15 protein-coding genes, 1 tRNA gene and 5 pseudogenes are annotated in these 18653 nt (G+C 69.9%); 8 read left to right on the top strand and 13 right to left on the bottom strand.

Features of this window, described 5'->3' with window-relative positions:
* Positions 1-965 (top strand): annotated as a pseudogene (locus E1265_RS36850) (hypothetical protein); the annotation flags it as partial.
* Positions 966-1052: 87 nt separating this feature from the next.
* Here the strand turns inward: E1265_RS36850 and E1265_RS36855 are convergent.
* Positions 1053-1214, bottom strand: a complete 162-nt coding sequence (locus E1265_RS36855) for a hypothetical protein (protein ID WP_165953657.1) — start codon at positions 1212-1214, stop codon at positions 1053-1055.
* Positions 1215-1394: 180 nt separating this feature from the next.
* Positions 1395-1592: pseudogene (locus tag E1265_RS38645) on the bottom strand (NADP-dependent oxidoreductase); the annotation flags it as partial.
* A 146-nt stretch (positions 1593-1738) separates the two neighbouring features.
* Between E1265_RS38645 and E1265_RS40625 the strand changes: the two are divergent.
* From E1265_RS40625 to E1265_RS05920, 3 genes are all read left to right on the top strand, one after another.
* Entirely contained in the window at positions 1739-1879 is a 141-nt protein-coding gene (locus E1265_RS40625; RefSeq protein ID WP_347877160.1) for a MerR family DNA-binding transcriptional regulator, read from the top strand.
* A 59-nt stretch (positions 1880-1938) separates the two neighbouring features.
* Positions 1939-2100, top strand: coding sequence for a hypothetical protein (locus tag E1265_RS40630; RefSeq protein WP_347877161.1), 162 nt, complete (start codon positions 1939-1941; stop codon positions 2098-2100).
* A 272-nt stretch (positions 2101-2372) separates the two neighbouring features.
* On the top strand, positions 2373-3053 hold the full coding sequence (locus E1265_RS05920; RefSeq protein WP_132929156.1) for a lytic polysaccharide monooxygenase: 681 nt from the start codon (positions 2373-2375) through the stop codon (positions 3051-3053).
* An 824-nt stretch (positions 3054-3877) separates the two neighbouring features.
* On the opposite strand, the gene E1265_RS05925 is transcribed toward E1265_RS05920, so the two are convergent.
* The gene (locus tag E1265_RS05925; protein ID WP_243740561.1) at positions 3878-5437 is read right to left on the bottom strand and encodes an ISL3 family transposase; all 1560 of its coding nucleotides are present in this window, start codon (positions 5435-5437) and stop codon (positions 3878-3880) included.
* A gap of 106 nt (positions 5438-5543) precedes the next feature.
* Positions 5544-6155 carry a CGNR zinc finger domain-containing protein gene (locus E1265_RS38650; protein WP_243740562.1) on the bottom strand — a complete coding sequence of 204 codons (612 nt, stop codon included), beginning with the start codon at positions 6153-6155 and terminating at the stop codon, positions 5544-5546.
* An 84-nt stretch (positions 6156-6239) separates the two neighbouring features.
* On the opposite strand from E1265_RS38650, the gene E1265_RS05935 reads away from it, so the two are divergent.
* Positions 6240-6581, top strand: a complete 342-nt coding sequence (locus tag E1265_RS05935) for a VOC family protein (RefSeq protein ID WP_132929157.1) — start codon at positions 6240-6242, stop codon at positions 6579-6581.
* A 72-nt stretch (positions 6582-6653) separates the two neighbouring features.
* Positions 6654-7073: an SRPBCC family protein gene (locus E1265_RS05940; RefSeq protein ID WP_132929158.1), complete on the top strand. Its 420-nt coding sequence runs from the start codon at positions 6654-6656 to the stop codon at positions 7071-7073.
* 174 nt (positions 7074-7247) lie between these two features.
* On the opposite strand, the pseudogene E1265_RS38655 reads toward E1265_RS05940, so the two are convergent.
* Together E1265_RS38655 and E1265_RS05950 are read right to left on the bottom strand one after the other, a co-directional pair.
* A pseudogene (locus E1265_RS38655) lies at positions 7248-7639 on the bottom strand (IS481 family transposase); the annotation flags it as partial.
* Positions 7640-7727: 88 nt separating this feature from the next.
* Positions 7728-8606 (bottom strand): alpha/beta hydrolase, encoded by an 879-nt coding sequence (locus E1265_RS05950; protein WP_132929159.1) that lies wholly within the window; start codon positions 8604-8606, stop codon positions 7728-7730.
* Between the two features lie 144 nt (positions 8607-8750).
* Between E1265_RS05950 and E1265_RS05955 the strand changes: the two genes are divergently transcribed.
* Positions 8751-10697 carry an AfsR/SARP family transcriptional regulator gene (locus E1265_RS05955; protein ID WP_132929160.1) on the top strand — a complete coding sequence of 649 codons (1947 nt, stop codon included), beginning with the start codon at positions 8751-8753 and terminating at the stop codon, positions 10695-10697.
* A gap of 351 nt (positions 10698-11048) precedes the next feature.
* On the opposite strand, the gene E1265_RS05960 is transcribed toward E1265_RS05955, so the two are convergent.
* The 6 genes and pseudogenes from E1265_RS05960 to E1265_RS05985 form a co-directional block, all read right to left on the bottom strand.
* Positions 11049-11612 carry a dihydrofolate reductase family protein gene (locus E1265_RS05960; protein WP_132929161.1) on the bottom strand — a complete coding sequence of 188 codons (564 nt, stop codon included), beginning with the start codon at positions 11610-11612 and terminating at the stop codon, positions 11049-11051.
* A 57-nt stretch (positions 11613-11669) separates the two neighbouring features.
* A pseudogene (locus E1265_RS05965) lies at positions 11670-12620 on the bottom strand (RNA polymerase subunit sigma-70); the annotation flags it as partial.
* A gap of 778 nt (positions 12621-13398) precedes the next feature.
* Positions 13399-13995 (bottom strand): PH domain-containing protein, encoded by a 597-nt coding sequence (locus E1265_RS05975; protein WP_165953659.1) that lies wholly within the window; start codon positions 13993-13995, stop codon positions 13399-13401.
* A gap of 415 nt (positions 13996-14410) precedes the next feature.
* Positions 14411-14515 (bottom strand) — tRNA-Tyr (locus E1265_RS36860).
* A gap of 562 nt (positions 14516-15077) precedes the next feature.
* Positions 15078-15284 (bottom strand): annotated as a pseudogene (locus E1265_RS05980) (MFS transporter); the annotation flags it as partial.
* A gap of 18 nt (positions 15285-15302) precedes the next feature.
* Complete coding sequence (locus E1265_RS05985; protein ID WP_165953660.1) at positions 15303-16727, bottom strand: NmrA family NAD(P)-binding protein; 1425 nt, start codon at positions 16725-16727, stop codon at positions 15303-15305.
* Between the two features lie 93 nt (positions 16728-16820).
* Between E1265_RS05985 and E1265_RS05990 the strand changes: the two genes are divergently transcribed.
* Positions 16821-18413 carry a serine/threonine-protein kinase gene (locus tag E1265_RS05990; protein WP_243740563.1) on the top strand — a complete coding sequence of 531 codons (1593 nt, stop codon included), beginning with the start codon at positions 16821-16823 and terminating at the stop codon, positions 18411-18413.
* Here the strand turns inward: E1265_RS05990 and E1265_RS05995 are convergent.
* A complete protein-coding gene (locus E1265_RS05995) occupies positions 18379-18621 on the bottom strand; it encodes a hypothetical protein (RefSeq protein ID WP_132929165.1) in 243 nt (80 codons plus the stop codon). The two genes, E1265_RS05990 and E1265_RS05995, sit on opposite strands and share 35 nt — an antisense overlap.
* Positions 18622-18653 lie beyond the last annotated feature (32 nt).

Genomic DNA, 18653 nt, shown 5'->3' on the forward strand with positions numbered 1-18653 from the left:
CCACCGCGTCGGACACGATGCAGCTGCGCACCGTCACGGGGCCCGTGCGGGAGCGGGCGGCCGACACGCCACCGCCGGCACCGCCCGCCGGCACCACGGACACCGTGCACCTGCGCGCCGTCCCGCGCCCCGGCACGCCACCGAAGGGACGGCCCCCGAGCAGGGACACGCGAGGCCGCCGCCGCAACGCCGTGATCGTGGCGGGCGCGGTGGTGGGAACGGTGGCGACGGTGCTCGCGGTGACGCTCGGCCTGCTGGACACCGGCGACGGCCGACGTACCGATGCCGAGGGCGGTGCCTCGCACTCCGAGGGCACGCCCGAGAACGGCTCAGGAGACGACTCGCCGGGACAGTCTGAGGAGGGCTCGGGCGGGGACCTGTCCAAGGGCCCGTCCGAGGGCCCGACCGACGACTCCCCGGACGACGGTTTCTCGGACGACGACTCGTCCGACGGTCAGGGTGACACGTCCGGAGACTCCTCCGACGGCGGTTCGTCGTCCGGCGGCTCGACCGACGGCACGTCGGGCGGCTCCTCGGGCGGCTCATCCGGTGGCTCCTCAGACGGCTCGTCGGGCGGCTCATCCAGCGGCTCGTCGGACGGCTCATCCGGCGGCTCCTCGGGCGGCTCATCCGGCGGCTCCTCGGGCGGAGGCGGAGGCGGCGAGCCTCCCGAGGACGACGGACTGAACGGGCAGGTCAGCGGAGACATGGTGGGCACCTGGGAGTCGAGCTCCGACCAGATCACCTATGACGGCAGCCGTTTCACGGGAGACATCCTCGGCTGCTCCTACGACTTCGTGTTGGAGAGCGTCAGCGACGGCGGGCGCTCGGTGCACCTCGCCGGCTCGAACGGTTGCGGGGAGTGCGACGTCAACTTCTGGCTGGAGGGTGCGGACACCGCCGGAATGAACGCGTTCGACCCCGTCGGCGGCACGATGAGCGCGACGATGTACCGGGCTTCCTGACCCGGCCGTAGGTGTGCCTGCCGGCGCGGTCGTCCCACCGTTGCGCGCAGGGGTCGTCCAGGAAGCGTGTCGGACGCGCGCGCCGCGTCAGTTCGGGCTGGCGGTGGTCGACATCGGGTGGGCCGCGGGCGTGAGGAGGGTGCGGAGGTCGGTGACGCGGTAACCGTGGGCGGTGGTCGCGTCGAGGATCCGTGGCAGGGCCTGGGCGTCGATCACCTCGGTGCGGCCCTCGGGGTCCCCGGTGTGCATCTGCAGGATCATCCCGGACACAGGGCGTCCAGTGCCCCGCGTACCGCGTGGTCACGGTCATGCCGCCCTCGGCGCCCTGCCAGCCGTTGGTGTCGGTGGTGAACTCAATGTCCGCGTACCCCAGTTCGTTGACCTCGCTGATCTGGTCGGGCGTGGTCTCGCTGTAGGGAACCGGAAGACGACGGCCTCACGCCCGGGAATCGCGGGCGGGTCCACGGGGAGCACCTCGCGCACCGCACGCACCTTCCAGTCGACGGAATTGACGCCGGCCGCCGCGACGCGGACGCGGATCTCGCCGGGTCCGGGACGGGGGTCCGGCACCTGCTCGACCACGAGGGTCTCCACACCGCCGTACTCCTGATACCGGACTGCGCGCATGACGTTCTGCCTTTCCACGCGGCCTGAACCGGCCGTTCGTGAGATCGGTGGGGTGAATGTTCGGCGAGCGCCGAGGCCCACTGCGCTAAAAGCTGACGTTGGCGTCAGGTGCAAGTTGGGCGGGCCGCCCGGACAGAGGAGGACCGGTGCGCATCGGTGAGGTCGCCGAGAAGGCGGGAGCGAGCGTCCGGGCGCTGCGCCACTACGAGGAACAGGATCTGCTCCACGCCTTCCGCCCGGCGGCCAGCGCCATTACCCCGACACCGCCGTCGGCCGAGTCCGACTGATCTAACAGCTGTATGCCGCGGGCCTCCCGAGCAGAGTGGTCCGCCAGGTGCTGCCGTGTGTGGGCTCGGGTGAAGCGCCCCCGGCGCTCCTGGACCAGCTGGTGGCCGAGCGCCTCCGCATCGACCAGCGGATCACCGACCTGCTCGCTGTGCACGACCGGCTCGACGACGTGATCACCATCCCGCGGAACCCTGGTTCCGACTGCTCTCACCTGCGGTGAGGACTACTGCCGCAACGAGGAAGGCTTCGTGGACGGCGTCGCGCCACCGGTGAGTGTGGCCCCGGAGCCAACGCCACCCGAGCACGCTTCGCGGACCTGCCGCAACTGCAACGGATCCATGAACCCGATGCGCCGACATTGAGCCAACGCCGCGACTGCGCGGCGCGGAACGTTTCGCCGCCGTTTCAGCGGGTAATGTGTCAGCAAAATTGGGAGCGCTCCCACTCCGGATCTCCACCCCACACACCTTCCGGAAGACGGAGAACGCACACATGCAGACACACACACCCGCCCAGCCCCGCAGATGGACGCTGCGAGTCCTGGCACCGCTCCTCGCAGCGATGCTCGGCCTGTTGCTGTTCCCGTGGGCCAACACCGCCCAGGCGCACGGCTCGGTCATCTCACCGGCATCCCGCAGCTACGGCTGCTGGGAGCGCTGGGGTAACGACCACCTGAACCCGGCCATGCAGCAGCAGGAACCCATGTGTTGGCAGGCGTTCCAGAGGAACCCGAACACCATGTGGAACTGGATGAGCCTGTTCCGGGAGAACCTCCGGGGCCAGTTCCAGCAGAACATCTCGAACGGGAACCTGTGCAGCGCCGGTGACGCCCAGGGCGGCCTGGCCAGCTCGCTCGACGAGGTGGGCGCCTGGCGGACGACGAACGTCCGCAACACCTTCACCATCGACCTGTACGACCAGGCCAGCCACGGCGCCGACTACATCCAGGTCTACGTGACCCAGCAGGGATACGACCCCACCCGCGAGCCGCTGGGCTGGGACGACCTGGAACTGGTGAGGCAGACCGGCAGCTACCCCAACCAGCAGCACTACGTCATCAACAACGTGAATGCCCCGGGACGCACCGGACACCACGTGGTCTACACGATCTGGCAGGCCTCGCACCTGGACCAGACCTACTTCATCTGCTCCGACGTCAACTTCACGTCGTGAGACACGGAGCTTGACGGTCCGGCATCCGGGAGATTGACCCGGGGGCGGCCCGCCGACGGCTGCGGCGGGCCGCCCGTGTCCTGCCATCCCTGGTGGACGGGCCGCTCCGCGGTGCCGGTGGAGGCTTCAACCGATGGCCTCCCTCTTCCGTCGCCTGAAGGCGCTCCGCCATCTCCTCGGCGGCCATGGCCAACCGCAATCCCTCCTCCCTGGCGCACTGCTCCGGTTCCTCGCGCTCGGCTGCATCCTGTGCGATGACCAGTTCGGCCTCTAGCTCGTCGCAACGCCGCTGAGCGGCAACCCGCACGCTCCGCCTCCCGGAGCGCTTCCTCCGGTCCGCGGATCTCCTCCCGCAGGCGGGCGCACTGCTCCGCAAGCCAGTTGGACTTCGAGTGGTGAAGCGCCGTTGATGCCCGGCGAGGGCGGTCTTCAGCTCCCGAGTTCAAGTTCCGCTTCCTCCCGTCGCAGACTGCGTCCTCCAAGCGATCGCTGGCCATCTGTTCCCGGTAGCGAGCCGGAGACTTGGCGAGCCGTGCCTCGCGGTGGCCCCGTCTCATGCAGCAGGACACCGCCCGCCTGCCCTGCACGGACGCGTGTGCCCGCCCACCCGCCGCTTCGACCGCTTCGAGATCCCGGCTGCCGGTCAGCAGTTGCATCGACACGTTCGCCTGTCCGGCCGAGGTCGCCGCTACCGACACACCGTGCTCATAGCCCCCGTGGCCGCCGCGTACGTCGACCGGCTCCCCACCATCCATCTTCCGCAGACAACGACGGCCAGTTGGAGCGGCTCTGATCAACATATCGGGATGACCGAGCGTGACGGCTCACGGAGTGAGCAGGATGCGGCGTCGGAGGAGGTCGAAGCTGGCTCGTCCGTAGCCTTGGCGTTTGAGAAATTTGACCCGATTCACGTGGCCCTCCACCATGCCGCTGGAGTAGGGCAGGGTCAGGCCGGCGGTCACGGCGTCGAAGTCCTTGTTGAGGTTGCGAGCGAAGCCGTGCAGGGGTGGCAGTTCACTGCCCTCGGCCGCCTTGATCCACCGCGGCAGCAGGTGGCCGTCGAGATGCTTCATCATCCTGGCGAAGCCCTGTATGTGCATGCGGAGATCGGCGAGTTCGGGGCAACGGGTCAGAATACGCTTGAGTCTGAGCCGTGGGCCGGAGGTGAGGTCGTCGGGGTGGCGGGTGAGCCAGCCGACGACCTGTCGGACGGTGGGTGCATCGGACTGCTTGGGTATCGGGGCCTCGGCGGATCGCAGGGGTTCCAGCCAGCGTCGGACGCTGCGGCTGCTGCCGCGGTAGCCGCGTTGCTGGAGCTCGCGGAACAGTCGTCCGCTGTCGGTGCAGCCCTCCTGCCAGCGCATGGTGAGGTACTCGGCCCAGGGTTGCAGCATCCGCCGACGCTGGAGTGGTGGCGCCAGCAGTTCCTCGACGGTGGCCGCGTGGGCGTACTTGCGGACCGTCTTGCGGTCCATGCGCAGCGCCTTCGCGATCACCTGGATGGTGACGCCCTTGTCGTACATCTCGTGCACCGCCGCGAAGTGGCGGCGGGTGTTCGCCGCCCGCTTGCCCTCGATCCCCGGTGACCCGGTGGGCGGCTCCATCACCTCGCCCTGGGCCTCATCCTCGGGTGAGGTGAGACAGCGGCGGTGGGCGACGACGCACTTCTCGACTGTTTTGCACAGGTTGAGCCAGAGGTGGAAGCGGTCCGCGATCTGGATCGCGTGGGGAGCGGCGGTGCGGACAGCCTCCGCGTAGGCGCTGGCCCGGTCCCGGCAGACGATCTCCGCTCCCGGATGCTGCTTCAGCCAGGCGGTGAAAGTCTCTGCGGTGCGGTCCGGCAGCACGTCCACGGGACGGCCGGTCTCGATGTCGATGAGCACGGTGCCGTAGACGTGGCCCCGCTTGAGGGCGAAGTCGTCCACGCCCAGCACCCTGGGACACTTCTCCGGTGGCTCGGCCGTCAGGGCCCGTACGCGGCGCAGCAGCGTGTTCGGGCTGACCGTGCAGTGAAGCATGTCCGCCAGACGGGCGCCGGCCCGCCCGGCCAGAACGCGGCCGATCGCTACCAGCATCGTCTCCTGGAGCTGGCTTCGCCGGCCATAGCGGAAGGTCAGTCCCGTGACCTGCTCGGCAAAGGTCCGGCGCGGGCACGCCGACGCCTCGCACCGGAACCGGCGAACCGCCAGGCGTATCATCACTGGCCGCCCGCCGACTGCGACATCGGCGAGCTGACGGCGGTAACGGTCGTGGACACGTCGCGAGTTCGTCCCGCACCCCGGGCACCGCGCGGCTTCCGCCACAGCCGAGGCGGTAATCCGCACTCCAGAGCCGACGACTTGGACATCTTCGATGGCGACGGCCGCCAGATGCGGCAGCAGCACGTCACGTATCTGATCACGCAGCACACCCGCTTAAAGATCAATCTGGCGGGCGGGGCACGCTGCTCGAGATCTTGACATCGCGGTCTGTCGCCGTCCTTGATCTTGTTCAGGAGTGTGCGGTGGCTTTGCGGTGGTGGGAGGCGCGGGCCTTGGCGCGGTTCCCGCAAGTCTCCATGGAGCACCAGGTCCTGCGCCGGTTGCGGGAGTGGTCGTAGAAGGCCCAACGGCAGCTCGGTTCGCGGCATGCCTTGAGCCGGGTCCACGTACCGGCCGCAACGGCGTCGGCGACGATGGCCAGGAGCGTGGCCAGTGCGGCGTCCGCCGATGCTCGGGTGCAGGGCACCAGCCTGGGCGGACGGGTGGTGGTGTCCAGCATCACCGGGAGATCACGGGCTACTTGGGCCAGTGCGGTCCGAGCCTCGGGATTAAGGCCGTCCGGCCGCGGGCTGGAGACGGGCTTTGCGTTGTTGTCGGCGATCAGTGCGCGCAGTCCCTCGCGCACCGCCTCGGCCCGGTCGCGTTCGGCGGCGCTGACCGAGACGTCGTCGGGCAGGAGTTCGCGCGCGTGCAGCCAGTCGGCCAACCGCGGTGGTGTGCCGATGTCGTCGCCGTCCCGGCGACGGGTGTTGATGAACTCCTCGATCCGGCGCAGCGGCATGGGGGCGAGGCCGGCGGAGTCGTCGTCCGGCTGAGCGCCGGCAGCAGGGTCATGGGCCACCCCTCGACTGTAACCGGCTATTGACAATGGCCGGTGTATCTAACTAGCGTATCGCTTACATTGGTTAGATTCTGGGAGACTGCATTGCGTATCGGCATCGGTAATATCTGTATCGACACGGATGACCTGGCGGGCGGCATCGCCTTCTGGAAGGCGGTCACCGGGTACGAGGTCGCGTCCTCGGACGACAGCACCGCCTATCTGGAAGACCCGGCCAAGCGCGGCGTGGGCCTGTCGCTTCAGATCGTCCCCGAGCCCAAGGTAGGCAAGAACCGGCTGCATCTGGACCTATTCACCGATGACCTGACTGGCGAGGTCGACCGGATTCGGGCGCTGGGCGCCACCGAGGTGCAGCGGTTCGACGAAGACGGCTGGGTCGTGCTGGCCGACACTGACGGCAACCAGTTCTGCGTCGTCGCCGCGTAGGGCGAACCGGTCCGGTCCGGCACCGGATGGCAGATTTCTCCACGCAAGAGTCGATCGCAACAGGAGACAGGTATGGCTTCCGTGCTCAAGGAGATCCTCATCGAGGCCGATCCCTCGGACGTATGGGCGGTTATCGGCGAATTCGCCAGTGCGCCCCTCCGGATGGCGCCGGGCTTCGTGACCGCCACCCGGCTTGATGAGCCGACGGTCAGGGTCGTCACCTTCGCCGATGGAACCGTGGCACGCGAGCGGCTGGTCGCATTGGACAACGAGGCACGCCGACTGGCGTACTCCGTCGTCGGCGACACCCTGCGGCCCACGCATAACAATGCGTCCATGCAGGTCTTCGCTCATGGCGCAGGCCACAGCCGCTTCGTGTGGATCCACGACGTGCAACCTGACGATCTCGCCACCTCGATAGCTGCCGCGATGGATCACGGACTCGGCCTGTTCAAACACACACTGGAGACCGGGGTTAGGAGCTCCAGGTAACCGGACGCCAGCAGCGCCCGCGATGCATCCTGAAACTCCCGGAAGGTCGGCCCGGAACACCGCTAGACCGCCAGAACCTTGGTCACGACGAGGGCAAGCTGATGATCGCTACGCACCGGACGACTTGTCTGCCTCCGTCGTGACCGCTGGCCTGACCTTGCCCTTAGCGCTCCATCTCCCGTTGTGTCGGGGTGTGCAGGGCTTGGTCTTCTGGTGACGGGTTTGGTTACCCACGATGCGGGCGAAGCCGCCGGATTGGTAGCAGGCGCCGAGTAGCCGTAGCCGCGTCTCGCGCCTGCGGTCTTGGCACGGTCGACGGCTCGCTCTGCGTCGCTGTCGCGGCCGTGGATACGCCAGCCACCGCCATCGGGGATCCGGCCGACCTTCTTCATGTCGAGGTGGGCCATGGGGCCGGGCCAGCGGGCGATGATCGTGCGCGGCTTGCGGTTGTTCTCGCCGTTTGCGTCAAGGAATCGTCGCTTGCTCAGTCCCACAAGCGTGAGGTGTCTGGTGACGGTGCGGCGGTTGATCACGTAGCAGAGGGCGGCCAGCTCGTCGGTGATCCGTTGGTTGGAATGGGTCCCTGCGGCCCCCTCGCGCCGAGCGCGTCAGGGTCTCCGGTGAGTTCGGTCGGCACCGGTCCGTCCAGGGCTATCACCGCTTCACCAGGTTCAGGATCAGCGTGGCGATGTCCTCTGGGGCCTCCTCGGCCATGAAGTGGCCCGCCTGGGTGGTGAAGTGCTGAAGGTCTGTGGCCCACGGCCGCCAGGTCGCGGTGGCATCGAACCCCAGCTGCTGGCCCCAGTCCTGCTGGACGACCATCACCGGCATCGTGAGCCGGTTGCCGGCGTCGAGGTCGGCTTGGTCATGTGCGATATCAATGGTGGCGGTGGCGCGACAGTCGGCGACGATCGACGCAACGGCGTTCCGGCATGCGCGAAGGTACTCGGCGCGCACGGGCGCCGGGATCGCTTGCGGGCTCGTGGACCAGGTGTCGAGGAAGTGGCCGAAGAATGCCTCGGCGCTGTTGGCGATCATCTGCTCGGGCAGACCGGGCGGCTGGGCCATCAGAAACAGGTGGAAGGCCACCGCCGCGCTGACCCCGTGGAGGACGTTCCAGGTGTCCAAAGTGGGAACGATGTCCAGGATTCCCAGGTGGCTGATCCGGTCCGGGTGGTCCAGGCCGGCCCGGAACGCAACATGCGCGCCACGGTCGTGCCCGACCAGCGCGAACCGGTCGAACCCGAGTGCTTCAGCCAGGCCGACGATGTCCGCGGCCATCGTCCGCTTCGAGTAGGTGTCCTCGGTGACCGCTTCGGGCTTGCTGCTGGCCCCGTAGCCGCGAAGATCGGGGCAGATCACGGTGTGGTGCTCGGCCAGGATGGGAGCGACATGCCGCCACATCAGGTGGGTCTGGGGAAAGCCGTGGAGCAGCACGATGGCCGGCCCCTCTCCGCCGACCGCCGCGTTCAGCTCGATGCCGTCGGCCACGCCGATCGGCCTGGTCTCGAACCCCGGAATGGTGATGCCCATCGTTGCCGATCCCCTTGTCGAACATGTGAGCTACTGACGCTCATGGGTGGATGCGTGAACAACAGGGAGGATGGGTCAGCCGGGTTAGCAGTGGATCAGTAGCGGCAGCCTGAAGCCGACGACGATGAGAACGACAATGAGGGCATGGAGATCCTCGTCAAGGTGCTCGGACCGATCGAGGTCAGGGACACCGAGGGCCGCCCTGTAGCGGTTGGCAGCCAGCGTCGCCGCGAGCTTCTGGGACGGCTGGTCGCGGCAGGCGGCCGGGCCGTGCCGCTGTCGGTGCTGGTCGATGATCTCTGGGAGGACCCGCCGCTCTCAGCGGCCGGGACGGTCCGCACCTTCATCGCCGAGCTGCGCCGCGCCCTTGAACCGGATCGTCTCCCGCGAACCCGGTCGCACGTCATCGCCACCGTCGGTACCGGATACGCCCTACGGGTTCCACGGGCGCACATCGACGCCCATCGTTTCGAGGACGCCCTCGCGGCCGTGCGCGACGAACCCAGCGGCGAGACTGCCCGTGCGCTGAGCGAAGCGCTCTCCTGGTGGCAGGGCGAGCCGTACGCAGACCTCGACGCCTCGTCCTGGGTGACAGCAGAGCGTGCCCGCCTGGCAGAACTGCACCGTCAAGCCGTCGAGCTGCGTGCGCGGGCGATGCTCGACCTCGGACGCGGTGCGCCCCTGGTCCCGGAGCTGGAGGCGTTCGCAGCCGCACACCCGTGGCGGGAGCATGCCTGGGGCCTGCTTGCCCATGCTCTCTACCAAGCTGGCCGTCAGGTCGAGGCGCTGGCCTCACTGCGTGACGCGCGAGCCAGGCTGCTGGAACAGTTCGCACTGGAATCGGCGGACAGTCTCGACCATCTCGAACGTGACATCCTCCGGCACGCTGCACACCTCACGCCCGCGCCGGGGGGCGAGAACCGGCTGCGCCTGCTCACGCGCACAGAAGCGACGGGGACCTACACCCGGCTGCGCTCGATGACCACCGTGGCCAGGGTCGCCGCGTTTACAGGCGGCACCAACCTGGCACTTGCCCAAGAGCAACGCGCCGCGGCAGCCGCGGAAGCCGAACGGGCTGGAGACCCCGATCGCACCGCTCGCGTGATCGCGGCGTACGACGTCCCCACCATCTGGACGCGCGCCGACGATCCCGGACGGTCCGAGGCCCTGGTCGCGACCACTCGACGCACTCTGCACCGGCTCGGGCCAGGGGCTCCACCCCCGCTTCGAGCACGTCTGCTCGCCACCATCGGGCTCGAGCATCGCGGAACCCGAGACCGCTGGGCCGCCGAGGCGGCGACCGAAGCCGAGCGACTTGCCCGAGACCTGCGCGACCCCAACGTGCTGGTACTCGCGCTCAACGCGCGATTCGTGCAGTCCTTCCAGCGCCCCGGGCGCACCGGTGAACGCGACGCCATCGCCGGCGAGCTCATCGATCTCTCCGCCCGGCATGATCTCCCGATGTTCGAGATCCTCGGCCATCTGATCAAGATCCAGGTCCACGCGGCCCGCGGCGACAGCCAGGCCGCGCAACGCCACGTCGTGGCGGCGGAGCGGCTCGCCACCCTCCACGAGACCCCACTCGTTCACGTTCTCACCACCGCTTTCCGGACCATGTGCCTGGCAGAACGATCCAACGACCCGGCCGAGGTCGCTTACGCCTATCGCACCGTGGCCACCGACCTCGCCGGCGCTGGCATGCCCGGAGTGGAAGCCGGCATCTTCGCGCTCGCACTCCTCTCACTCCGCATGCGCCACCGGCGCCCCGCGCCAACCAACCCCGACCTCGACTGGGGCCCCTACCGCCCCTGGGCCCAGCCCCTCCTCGACCTCGCCCACGGCAACCTTGCAGCGGCCCGCCACGCCGCCGCCACCCTGCCCACACCCCCTGCTGACCACCTGTACGACACACTCTGGACCGTCAACGCACACACCGCGATCCTGCTCCACGACGCCTCACTCGCCACACAAGCACACCACGCCCTCACCCCCCTGCGCGGCGAGATCGCGGGCGGAACAACCGCCATGATCACCTTCGGCCCCGTCAACGACATCCTGACGACCCTCGAACAGCACCTCAAGCGGCCATGACGCCCACTTGCTCACTCCGTGAGCCGTCACGCTCGGCGACCCCGAGATGTTGATCAGAGCCGTTGGAGTTCCCCACGTACGGCCGGTCGCGATTTAACCGTGCCTAGTCACGAGGGCACGCTGCGCGCGATCGGCCATGCGGGTCTGAGCGCCGTTCGAAGCAGCAGTCGGCCCCGTCAGCCAACGAGTCGCGTCGACTGGCCAGCGTCGGTGGCTGGTCGCTTCGCAACGCTCGGGCGGGCCGGCGTCCCTCGCCGGTGCCGACGCGGACGATCCGAGGGGCGGCTCCTCAGCCTCGTTCGTTCAGCGACCAGGTCGCGGCCGACCGTGTGGCGGCGCAGCCCTCGGCGGTCATCGGGCGGTCCTCCGGTAGCGGGTGAGGACGGCGGCACCGGCCTGCTCGGCGGCCAGGCACTCCAGCTCGGCGTGGGGGCCGTCGGTTGGGAAGAGCCGCCGGCCGGTGCCGAGGACGGTGGGGAAGGTCAGCAGCCGGTACTCGTCGATCATGTCCGCGGCCCTCAGCCGGTCCACGACGCTCAGGCTGCCGGTGATGACCACGTCCCGCCGCTCATGCTTGACGGCGTCGACCAGGTCGCCGTCAAGGAGCTGGGAGTTCGCCCACGCCGACGTGTCGGCGTGAGTCAGGGTGCGGGAGGCGACCAGCTTCGGCACGGCGTTCATCCGCGCGGCGAACGGGTCGTCGCGGCCCGGCCACAGCCGCGAGAACAGCTGCCAGGTGGCGCGCCCGAGCAGCAGTACGCCCTCGTCCAGCGTGCGGCCGAGCCGGAACTTGTCCCCGGCGACCGCCTCCGGGCCGTACCGGAATGCCCAGCCACCCCGCGACGACCCGGCGGACCCGTCCGGGTCGGACACGATCCCGTCCAGGGTGATGAACTCGATGACGATGACGCTCACGATGAGGCTCCCTTCGGTTCGGTGCTCACCGGTACGTACCGGCCGCACCGCCCCGACTCATCGCTCCCGGCGGAACTCGTCGGCGGAAAGCTCGCCCGGCAGCTCGAAGGCGTCGAACACGCGCGGATCGGCGAACACGACATTGCGCGCGATGCGGCCGTCGGCGACGGTGAAGACCTGCACCGTGTGCAGGCGGCCCCCGCCGCCGGGCTTCGGCGCGTACGCGGCGAGCGCGGGCTGCCCGCCTGCGGTGAGCTCCCTCATGCCCCAGCCCGTGCCACGCATCCCGAACACGCGCTCCAGGAACCGGCCGTAGTCCCGGCTGCCCCGGTACCACAGCGGCACCGGCGGCATCTCCAGCACCGCGTCGTCGGCCAGCAGCCGCACCAGCGCGGGCACATCCGCCGCCTCGAACGCCCGCATGTACCGCCCGATCACCGCCCGCACCTCGGGATCGTCCGGCTCGGTGACCGCACCGGCGTCGCCCACGTCGGCGAGGGCGGCACGGGCCCGCTGCAGCGCGCTGTTGACCGCCGCGACCGTCGTCCCCAACTGCTCGGCGACCTCGGCGGCGGTGAACGCCAGCACCTCGCGCAGCACCAGCACCGCCCGCTGCCGCGCCGGCAGGACCTGCACCGCCGCCACCCACGCGAGCCGCAGATCGGCCCTGATCTCCGCATCGAACCGCGCGTCGGGGAACGGCTCCAGCCAGGGCACATCGAGCGCCGGCACCAGCGGCGCCCCGGGATCGTCGCTCGGCACCCCCAACCCGGACGGCAGTGGACGCCGCCTGCGCCCCTCCAACGCGGTCAGGCACACATTGGTCGCGATCCGGTACAGCCAGGTCCGCACCGACGCGCGCGCCGGGTCGTACCGGTCACGGGCCTTCCAGGCACGCAGCAGCGTCTCCTGCACTAGATCCTCGGCCTCGTGCACCGATCCCAGCATCCGGTAGCAGAACGCCACCAACTCACCACGGTACGGCTCGAAATCCACACGCTCATCATGCCGCCCACCGGTCTTACGCCCCCGCGAGAGGGGGGTTCAGCGGGATCCGCCAGGTCTTCGGTCAGCTACCACGCGTGCGTTCCCTCAGGCCGAACGACTCCCTGTGACCATTCGCGTACTCGCGGGCGGTGATCACCGTGGCGCCGGGACCGCTCCCCGGGCAACCCGCTCGGGCGGGTCGAACTCCTGAAACTCGACACCAGCCGGCCGTCAGGCCAGGCGGCGGACTGCGCAGGCTCACCTCCCACTCGGCCGGGGCCCGCCGCGTGAAGGGATGCAACGCCACAACGGGGCCCAGGGCCCCGTTCCTCACCCGCGCCACCATCGCCCGCCTCTGTAGAGGCGACATCGAGGCCGCCTGCGCCACGGCACACGCGTACTCCATCGCGAGTGAGCGGGTGAGGCCGACGAACGGCGGCCTTCGAGGCGCGGTAAACGCCAATGTCGGGGAGCGCGACGAGTGCGCCGACCGAGGACACGTTGACGGCGGAGCCGCCGCCGGCCCTCACCGTCTCCGGAACCACGCGCTTGGCGGTGACCAGGCAGGACATGGTGTTGACGTGCATCACCCGGTCGACGTCCTCGACCGTCTGCTCAAGCAGCGGCTTGGCCAGGACGACGCCGCCGTTGTCCACCAGGCCGTCCACCGTGCCGTACGCGTCGACGAGCTGGGTCGTGAGCTCGTCGACGGTCTGCTCGGAGACGAGGCCGCCGGCTGGGCGATCGAGCACACCGCGGAGATCGAGGCCAGCGGGACCGCCTACGGCGCCGGGGCCGGTCAGCGCACGAGGAGAAGGACGACGAACGGCAGGAAGACGGCCACCGGCCCGAGCGTGCCGATCAGCAGCCGGCGGTCCCGGCGCCGGGCGTCGGCGGCCCGAGCCTCCGGCGACGGCGCCCAGTCAGGCCCGCGCAGTTCCTGCCAGACGTTCCGCACCAGCTCGACCTCGCGCTGGAAGACCGGCTGGTTCTCGTCGAAGTACAGCAGCTGGATCCGGCGACCGTCCCGACGGTACGCGTAGGCGAGGGTGGCCGGCTGGCCGAACAGCGGTGAGGCCTCGGTGTTCGACTCGACGCGGATGTCGTGCAGTTCCGCCCAGCGCAGTCGCCGGGTCAGCAGCACGCCGCGCACCCGGACGCCGTCCAGGTCGACGTACGTCCCGGACCGGCGCAGGGCGACCGTCAGCCAGGCGAAGAGCACCGGGGCCAGGACGGTCCCGATCAGCCGGGCCGCCGCGGAGACGTCGTCCCCGCCGGCCCACAGCCCGCCCGTGATCAGGAGGAGCCACGCTCCCGCGGCCACGGACGCGATGGTGCGCTGACGGGAGATCATGTGGTACTCGCGCGGCAGCGACTCGACGCTCATGTGCGTCATGTACCCGCTGTGCACGAGGCCGGAACGAACGACGCGCTTCGGACCCGTCGAGGACAGGAGAGCGGCTACGGCAAGGTCTGGGCGAAGGCCAGGGACGCCGTGCTGACCGACGAGAGGCCGCGTCGATGCTCGCCCACAGGCCGTACGACCTGCGCCAAGATCCTCGCGCGGAACGAGGAGCGCGCTGCGACCAGCGCATCGAGGCCGCGATGCGCGAGTGGGACGACGCCGAGAGGTAGCCGCAGGACCTCTTCCCCTGGGGGACAACATGGGGAAGAGGGGACTGAACCAAGGGCGGGAAAGGCGCGAGACAGAGGGCAACAAAGGCCGTGTTCCTGCTCGCGAGCGGCGTTCGGGGGCAGCAAAACAGCCTCCGCCCCGGCGCCTCTGCTGGTCAGAGGCTGTCTCTTCACTGTGGCGGCGCCAGGGTTCGAACCTGGGTAGGCTGAGCCGGCAGATTTACAGCCTACCCGGCATACCCCTCTGACCAGGCACTTTCCTGATCCTGGCGTCCGCTGCCCCCGCATACCCCACAGGGTCGGCGAAAAGGACGGCGGTCGCCGTCGGCCTTCAACCGCTGCGACCCGCCTCAGACATGCCCGGCGTCAACCCGACACGTCCCGGCCCGTTCGACGTCGGTCAGGAGACCGTAAAGCGAGCGGCTGTGCCCGTAATCGGTGGTAGCGCCGGGTGCTGATCACTGGAGGAGGACGCGGTGGCGGAGCAGGACGAACCGGGCTCGGCCGTGCACTGCCTCATGATCCGCTTGGTTCGCGTGTTGACGCCCTCGGTGCGGCCGTTTGGTAGGGGAGGGTGAGGCCGGCGTTGGCCGCAACCCGGTCGAGTTCGAGGCCGCCCCGCCGTCTCGCCCGTCATCCTCACCCGCCCTGACAACCTGCGGGACAAGGACAGCCAGCTCCTGCGGGAGCTTACCGTCGCCTGCCCCGAGATGACCGACCTCGCCCGCCTGGTCAAGGAGTTCGCCGGACTCCTCACTCCCGCCGCCGCAACGACACCAAGCTCACCGAGTGGACCACGGCCGCCCGCGCCTGCGACCTTCCTCACCTGCATGCCTTGAGCAGTCCGGCGATGAGGAATCCGTAGATGTCGACGATCCACAGCAACTGCGTGCTCGATGGCCTGAGGTCCGCGCTCAGGTCCGGCACCGCCAGGTGCGGAACGGACATGTCGAGGGAGATCAGAAGGGTGGGCAGGACCAGCACGGCCAGCCCCGACCACTCCCGCCATCCGGCCTCGGCCCGAGGCGGTGTCGCCACTCTTGTGTCCATGGTTTTCTCCCCCCTCGACTACCGGGCGACGGCTGTCCGGTACGGCACGTAGCGTGCGGACTCGGGGGTGGTCTCCGCGTGAGCGCGCGCACGTGGCCGGGCATCCACGACCCGCTGGTACGCGGCCTCGTCGGCGAACTCGGCGTAGTTGATCACCTGGCCGCCGTCCACCGCGATGTGGAAGTGCTCGGCCCCCGCACCGCTGGGCGGTTCGCCGTCGCCGGTGATGGCGGGGTGCCGCGCGAGCAGCGAGTCCACGAGCTTCCGCCCGGCGTCCCCGGAGTCGACCCGGAAGGACTCCAGCGCGATGACTCCGGGCGTTACGGGCCTGGGGAACACCGCGCTGCGATGCAGCCGGTATCGGGTGACGCCGTTCCGCACGATGCCGGGTACCGCCTCATCGATGCTCTCGACGCGGGTGGGAGGGTCGGTGCGCTGGAACGAGGCGAAGGCGTCGTCGCCGGTCCACTGCGGGTAGTGCAGCACCGTACGGCCGTCGGTACCGAGCAGCACGCTGTGGGAGAGCATGCCCGCGGGCCACGGTGCGTCCCGCCAGGCGTCCATCGCGGCGTCCGCGGCGGCGCGCTGGCGTTCCGCGTCGGGCAGCGTCCAGGTGCTGACGAGGACGAGCCCACTGTCACCGCGGCGGACCCGCGGCAGCGGGCCCATCAGGTCGCCCGCGTGGTCGCCGACCCACTCCCGGAAGGTGCGTGCCGGTCGGCCGGTGAGCCGCCGCACGGTGTCGGTGACCGGAGCGGGAGCGGACCGCAGGTCCTCGTATGCCTGCCGCAGACCCGCCACATCCTCGTCGCTCATGGCCAGGTCCCGCATCTGGCGCTCCCACTCGTCCGGCGGCGTCTCCTCCCAGCGCGGCTCGCGGCCGACGGCCTCGCCGATGATGCGCAGCTGTTGCACCGGCGTCAGTCGCTCGGGACCGGTCACCTCGTAACGCGCCCCGGCGTGCCCGTCCTCGGTGAGGGCGCGTACCACGACGGTGGCGATGTCCCGCTCGTCGATGGGCACGTCGGGTATCTCCGCGAAGGGGACGCGCACCGGTTCGCCCGAGCGGATGGCAGGTGCCCAGTGGAGCACGTTCGCGGCGAACGCGTGTGGCCGCACGAAGGTCCACGCCATGCCGGACCGCTCGATGGCCCGCTCGATCTCGGCGTGGGCACGGCCAATGACGTCACCCTGCTCGGCTGCCCCGTCCCGCACGGCCGCGGAGGACAGGAACACCAGCCGGCGCGCGTGCCTGGCGATGACCCCCACGGCCTCCCGCGCGGCGTCCAGATCGTCGAGCGTGGGCCAGACCAGGAACACCGCGCCCACCCCTGTCAGATGCGGCTCCAGGGCGCCTGGGCCGAACACGTTGCGGGCGGCTTCGCGGGCGAGCAGGCCTATGTGCCAGCGGTCGCGCTGAACCGCCCCCGGAACAACGGTCACGGAATCGCACACCCACGGATACGACCATCACACCGCCGCACCGGCTGTATGGACGACGTCCTCGACGGACACGCCGGTCGCTAGGCTGAAGTCGTGCTTGTTCCTCTGGCGGTTGACGACCCGTCCACGATCGCCCGTTACCGGCTCACCCATCGGCTCGGCGAGGGCGGTATGGGGAAGGTGTACCTGGCGCGCACACCCGGTGGCCGGGCGGTCGCCATCAAGGCGATCCGTCCTGAACTGGCCGCCGACCCCGAGTTTCGGCGGCGGTTCCAGCAGGAGGTGCGGGCCGCGGAGCGGGTGCAGGGCCTGTACACCGCTCCGGTGGTGGACAGCGACACGGAGGGACCGCGGCCCTGGCTCGCCACCGCCTATGTGGCCGGTCCCTCGCTGCACACCGTCGTCAGGTCCCACGGTCCGTTGCCGGTGCCGACGACGGCGTGGGTGCTGGCCGGCATCGCGGAGGCGTTGCAGGCGATCCATCGAGCGGGCGTGATTCACCGGGATCTCAAGCCGTCCAACGTGCTGTTGGCCGCGGACGGTCCGCGGGTGATCGACTTCGGTATCGCCCGGGCCGCCGACGCCACGTCGCTGACCCGTAGCGGCGTCACCGCGGGAACCCCCGCGTTCATGGCGCCGGAGCAGGCGATGAGCATGCCGAGCACGCCCGCCTTGGATGTCTTCGCGCTTGGCCTCATCGCGGCCTACGTCACCGGCGGCGGCCCACCGTTCGGGGAAGGCTCGTCCCCGGCCGTGCTGTACCGGGTCGTGCACGAGGAGCCGGACCTGTCGGGCCTCCCGGACGGCCTGCGGGAGCTGACGCTCCGTTGCCTGGCCAAGGACCCGACCCAACGGCCCTCCCCCGCCGAGGTCATAGCCAGCTGCCAGCGGCTGGCCGCCGATCACCCGCCACCCACCGGCGAGTGGCTGCCGCCCGCCGTGGCCGCCGAGATCGACAACCACCGCACGGCGCGGGACACCGCCCCGGCGGCACAGCCCGCGCCGACCCCGTACCCTCCGGGGCCGTACCCCACGAGCGGGCCCGCGCCCACCACGGTGCCGACCACCGAGCCGCGGCGCCGCAGGGGTGGACGACAGGCGGTGCTGCTGGCGTCCGTCGCCGCGCTGTGCGTGGCGCTGGTCGGGGGCGTCATCGGCGTCACGCTGCTGAACGGGGATGGGGCCACGACGGAGCAGAGCGATGACGGTGAGGCGACCGGGGAAGCGACGCCGTCACCCACAGCGCCCGAGCCCACCGCCGAATCCACCACCGAGCCGGAGGGCGCCCCGGGCCCGGCCGTCTACGAGGGCGTCGACATTCCCGGCGGCCACTTCGTCTGGCTCCACGACGATCCGCCGAGGCCGGAGGACGCGGTGGAGGGCGTCCACTACGAGGGCGACTTCGGCTTCAGCCACGACGGCAGACTGGGAGCCGGAGTGGAGGGCACGAGCATGGTCCTCCTGGAAGAGGGGGAGTCCGCCACACTCGACACGTGCCGTTCGGTAACTCGTTTCACAGGCAACATCCCCAGGAACAACGCTCCTGGCGGCTCGGAGATCTGCGTGCTCACCGAAGCCGGTGACATCGGCTTGGTCACCGTCCGGGGATACGCGCCCGCCGACTCACCCAGCTCGTATGTGACCGTCGACCTCACGGTCTGGCGGGGCGCAGCGCAGCCCGACTGAGCACGGGGCCCACGGCCGTCGCCGCGGTGAAACAGGCGGCGGCCACCCGTCTCCGGAGCGGCCCCGGGCCGTCGTGGGCGATGCGGTTGCCCTGGATGCCGGTGAGACCACCCGCGACCTTGCCGAGGCCCAGCAGGCCCTCGTTCGCGTCGACGGAGCCGACGTCGAGGTGGACGGCGACACGCGAGCAGCGGGAGTGTCTAATCAACGGCGGATCTGATGATCAGGGAAGAGGTTGGT

The sequence above is a fragment of the Streptomyces sp. 8K308 genome, from assembly GCF_004348315.1.
GTDB lineage: Bacteria > Actinomycetota > Actinomycetes > Streptomycetales > Streptomycetaceae > Streptomyces.

Coding starts and splice junctions, on each gene's coding strand:
- E1265_RS36855 (WP_165953657.1), bottom strand. CDS start 1,214: ATGCACACCGGGGACCCCGAGGGCCGCACCGAGGTGATCGACGCCCAG.
- E1265_RS05920 (WP_132929156.1), top strand. CDS start 2,373: ATGCAGACACACACACCCGCCCAGCCCCGCAGATGGACGCTGCGAGTC.
- E1265_RS05975 (WP_165953659.1), bottom strand. CDS start 13,995: ATGACGCACATGAGCGTCGAGTCGCTGCCGCGCGAGTACCACATGATC.
- E1265_RS05955 (WP_132929160.1), top strand. CDS start 8,751: ATGGAGATCCTCGTCAAGGTGCTCGGACCGATCGAGGTCAGGGACACC.
- E1265_RS05940 (WP_132929158.1), top strand. CDS start 6,654: ATGGCTTCCGTGCTCAAGGAGATCCTCATCGAGGCCGATCCCTCGGAC.
- E1265_RS05950 (WP_132929159.1), bottom strand. CDS start 8,606: ATGGGCATCACCATTCCGGGGTTCGAGACCAGGCCGATCGGCGTGGCC.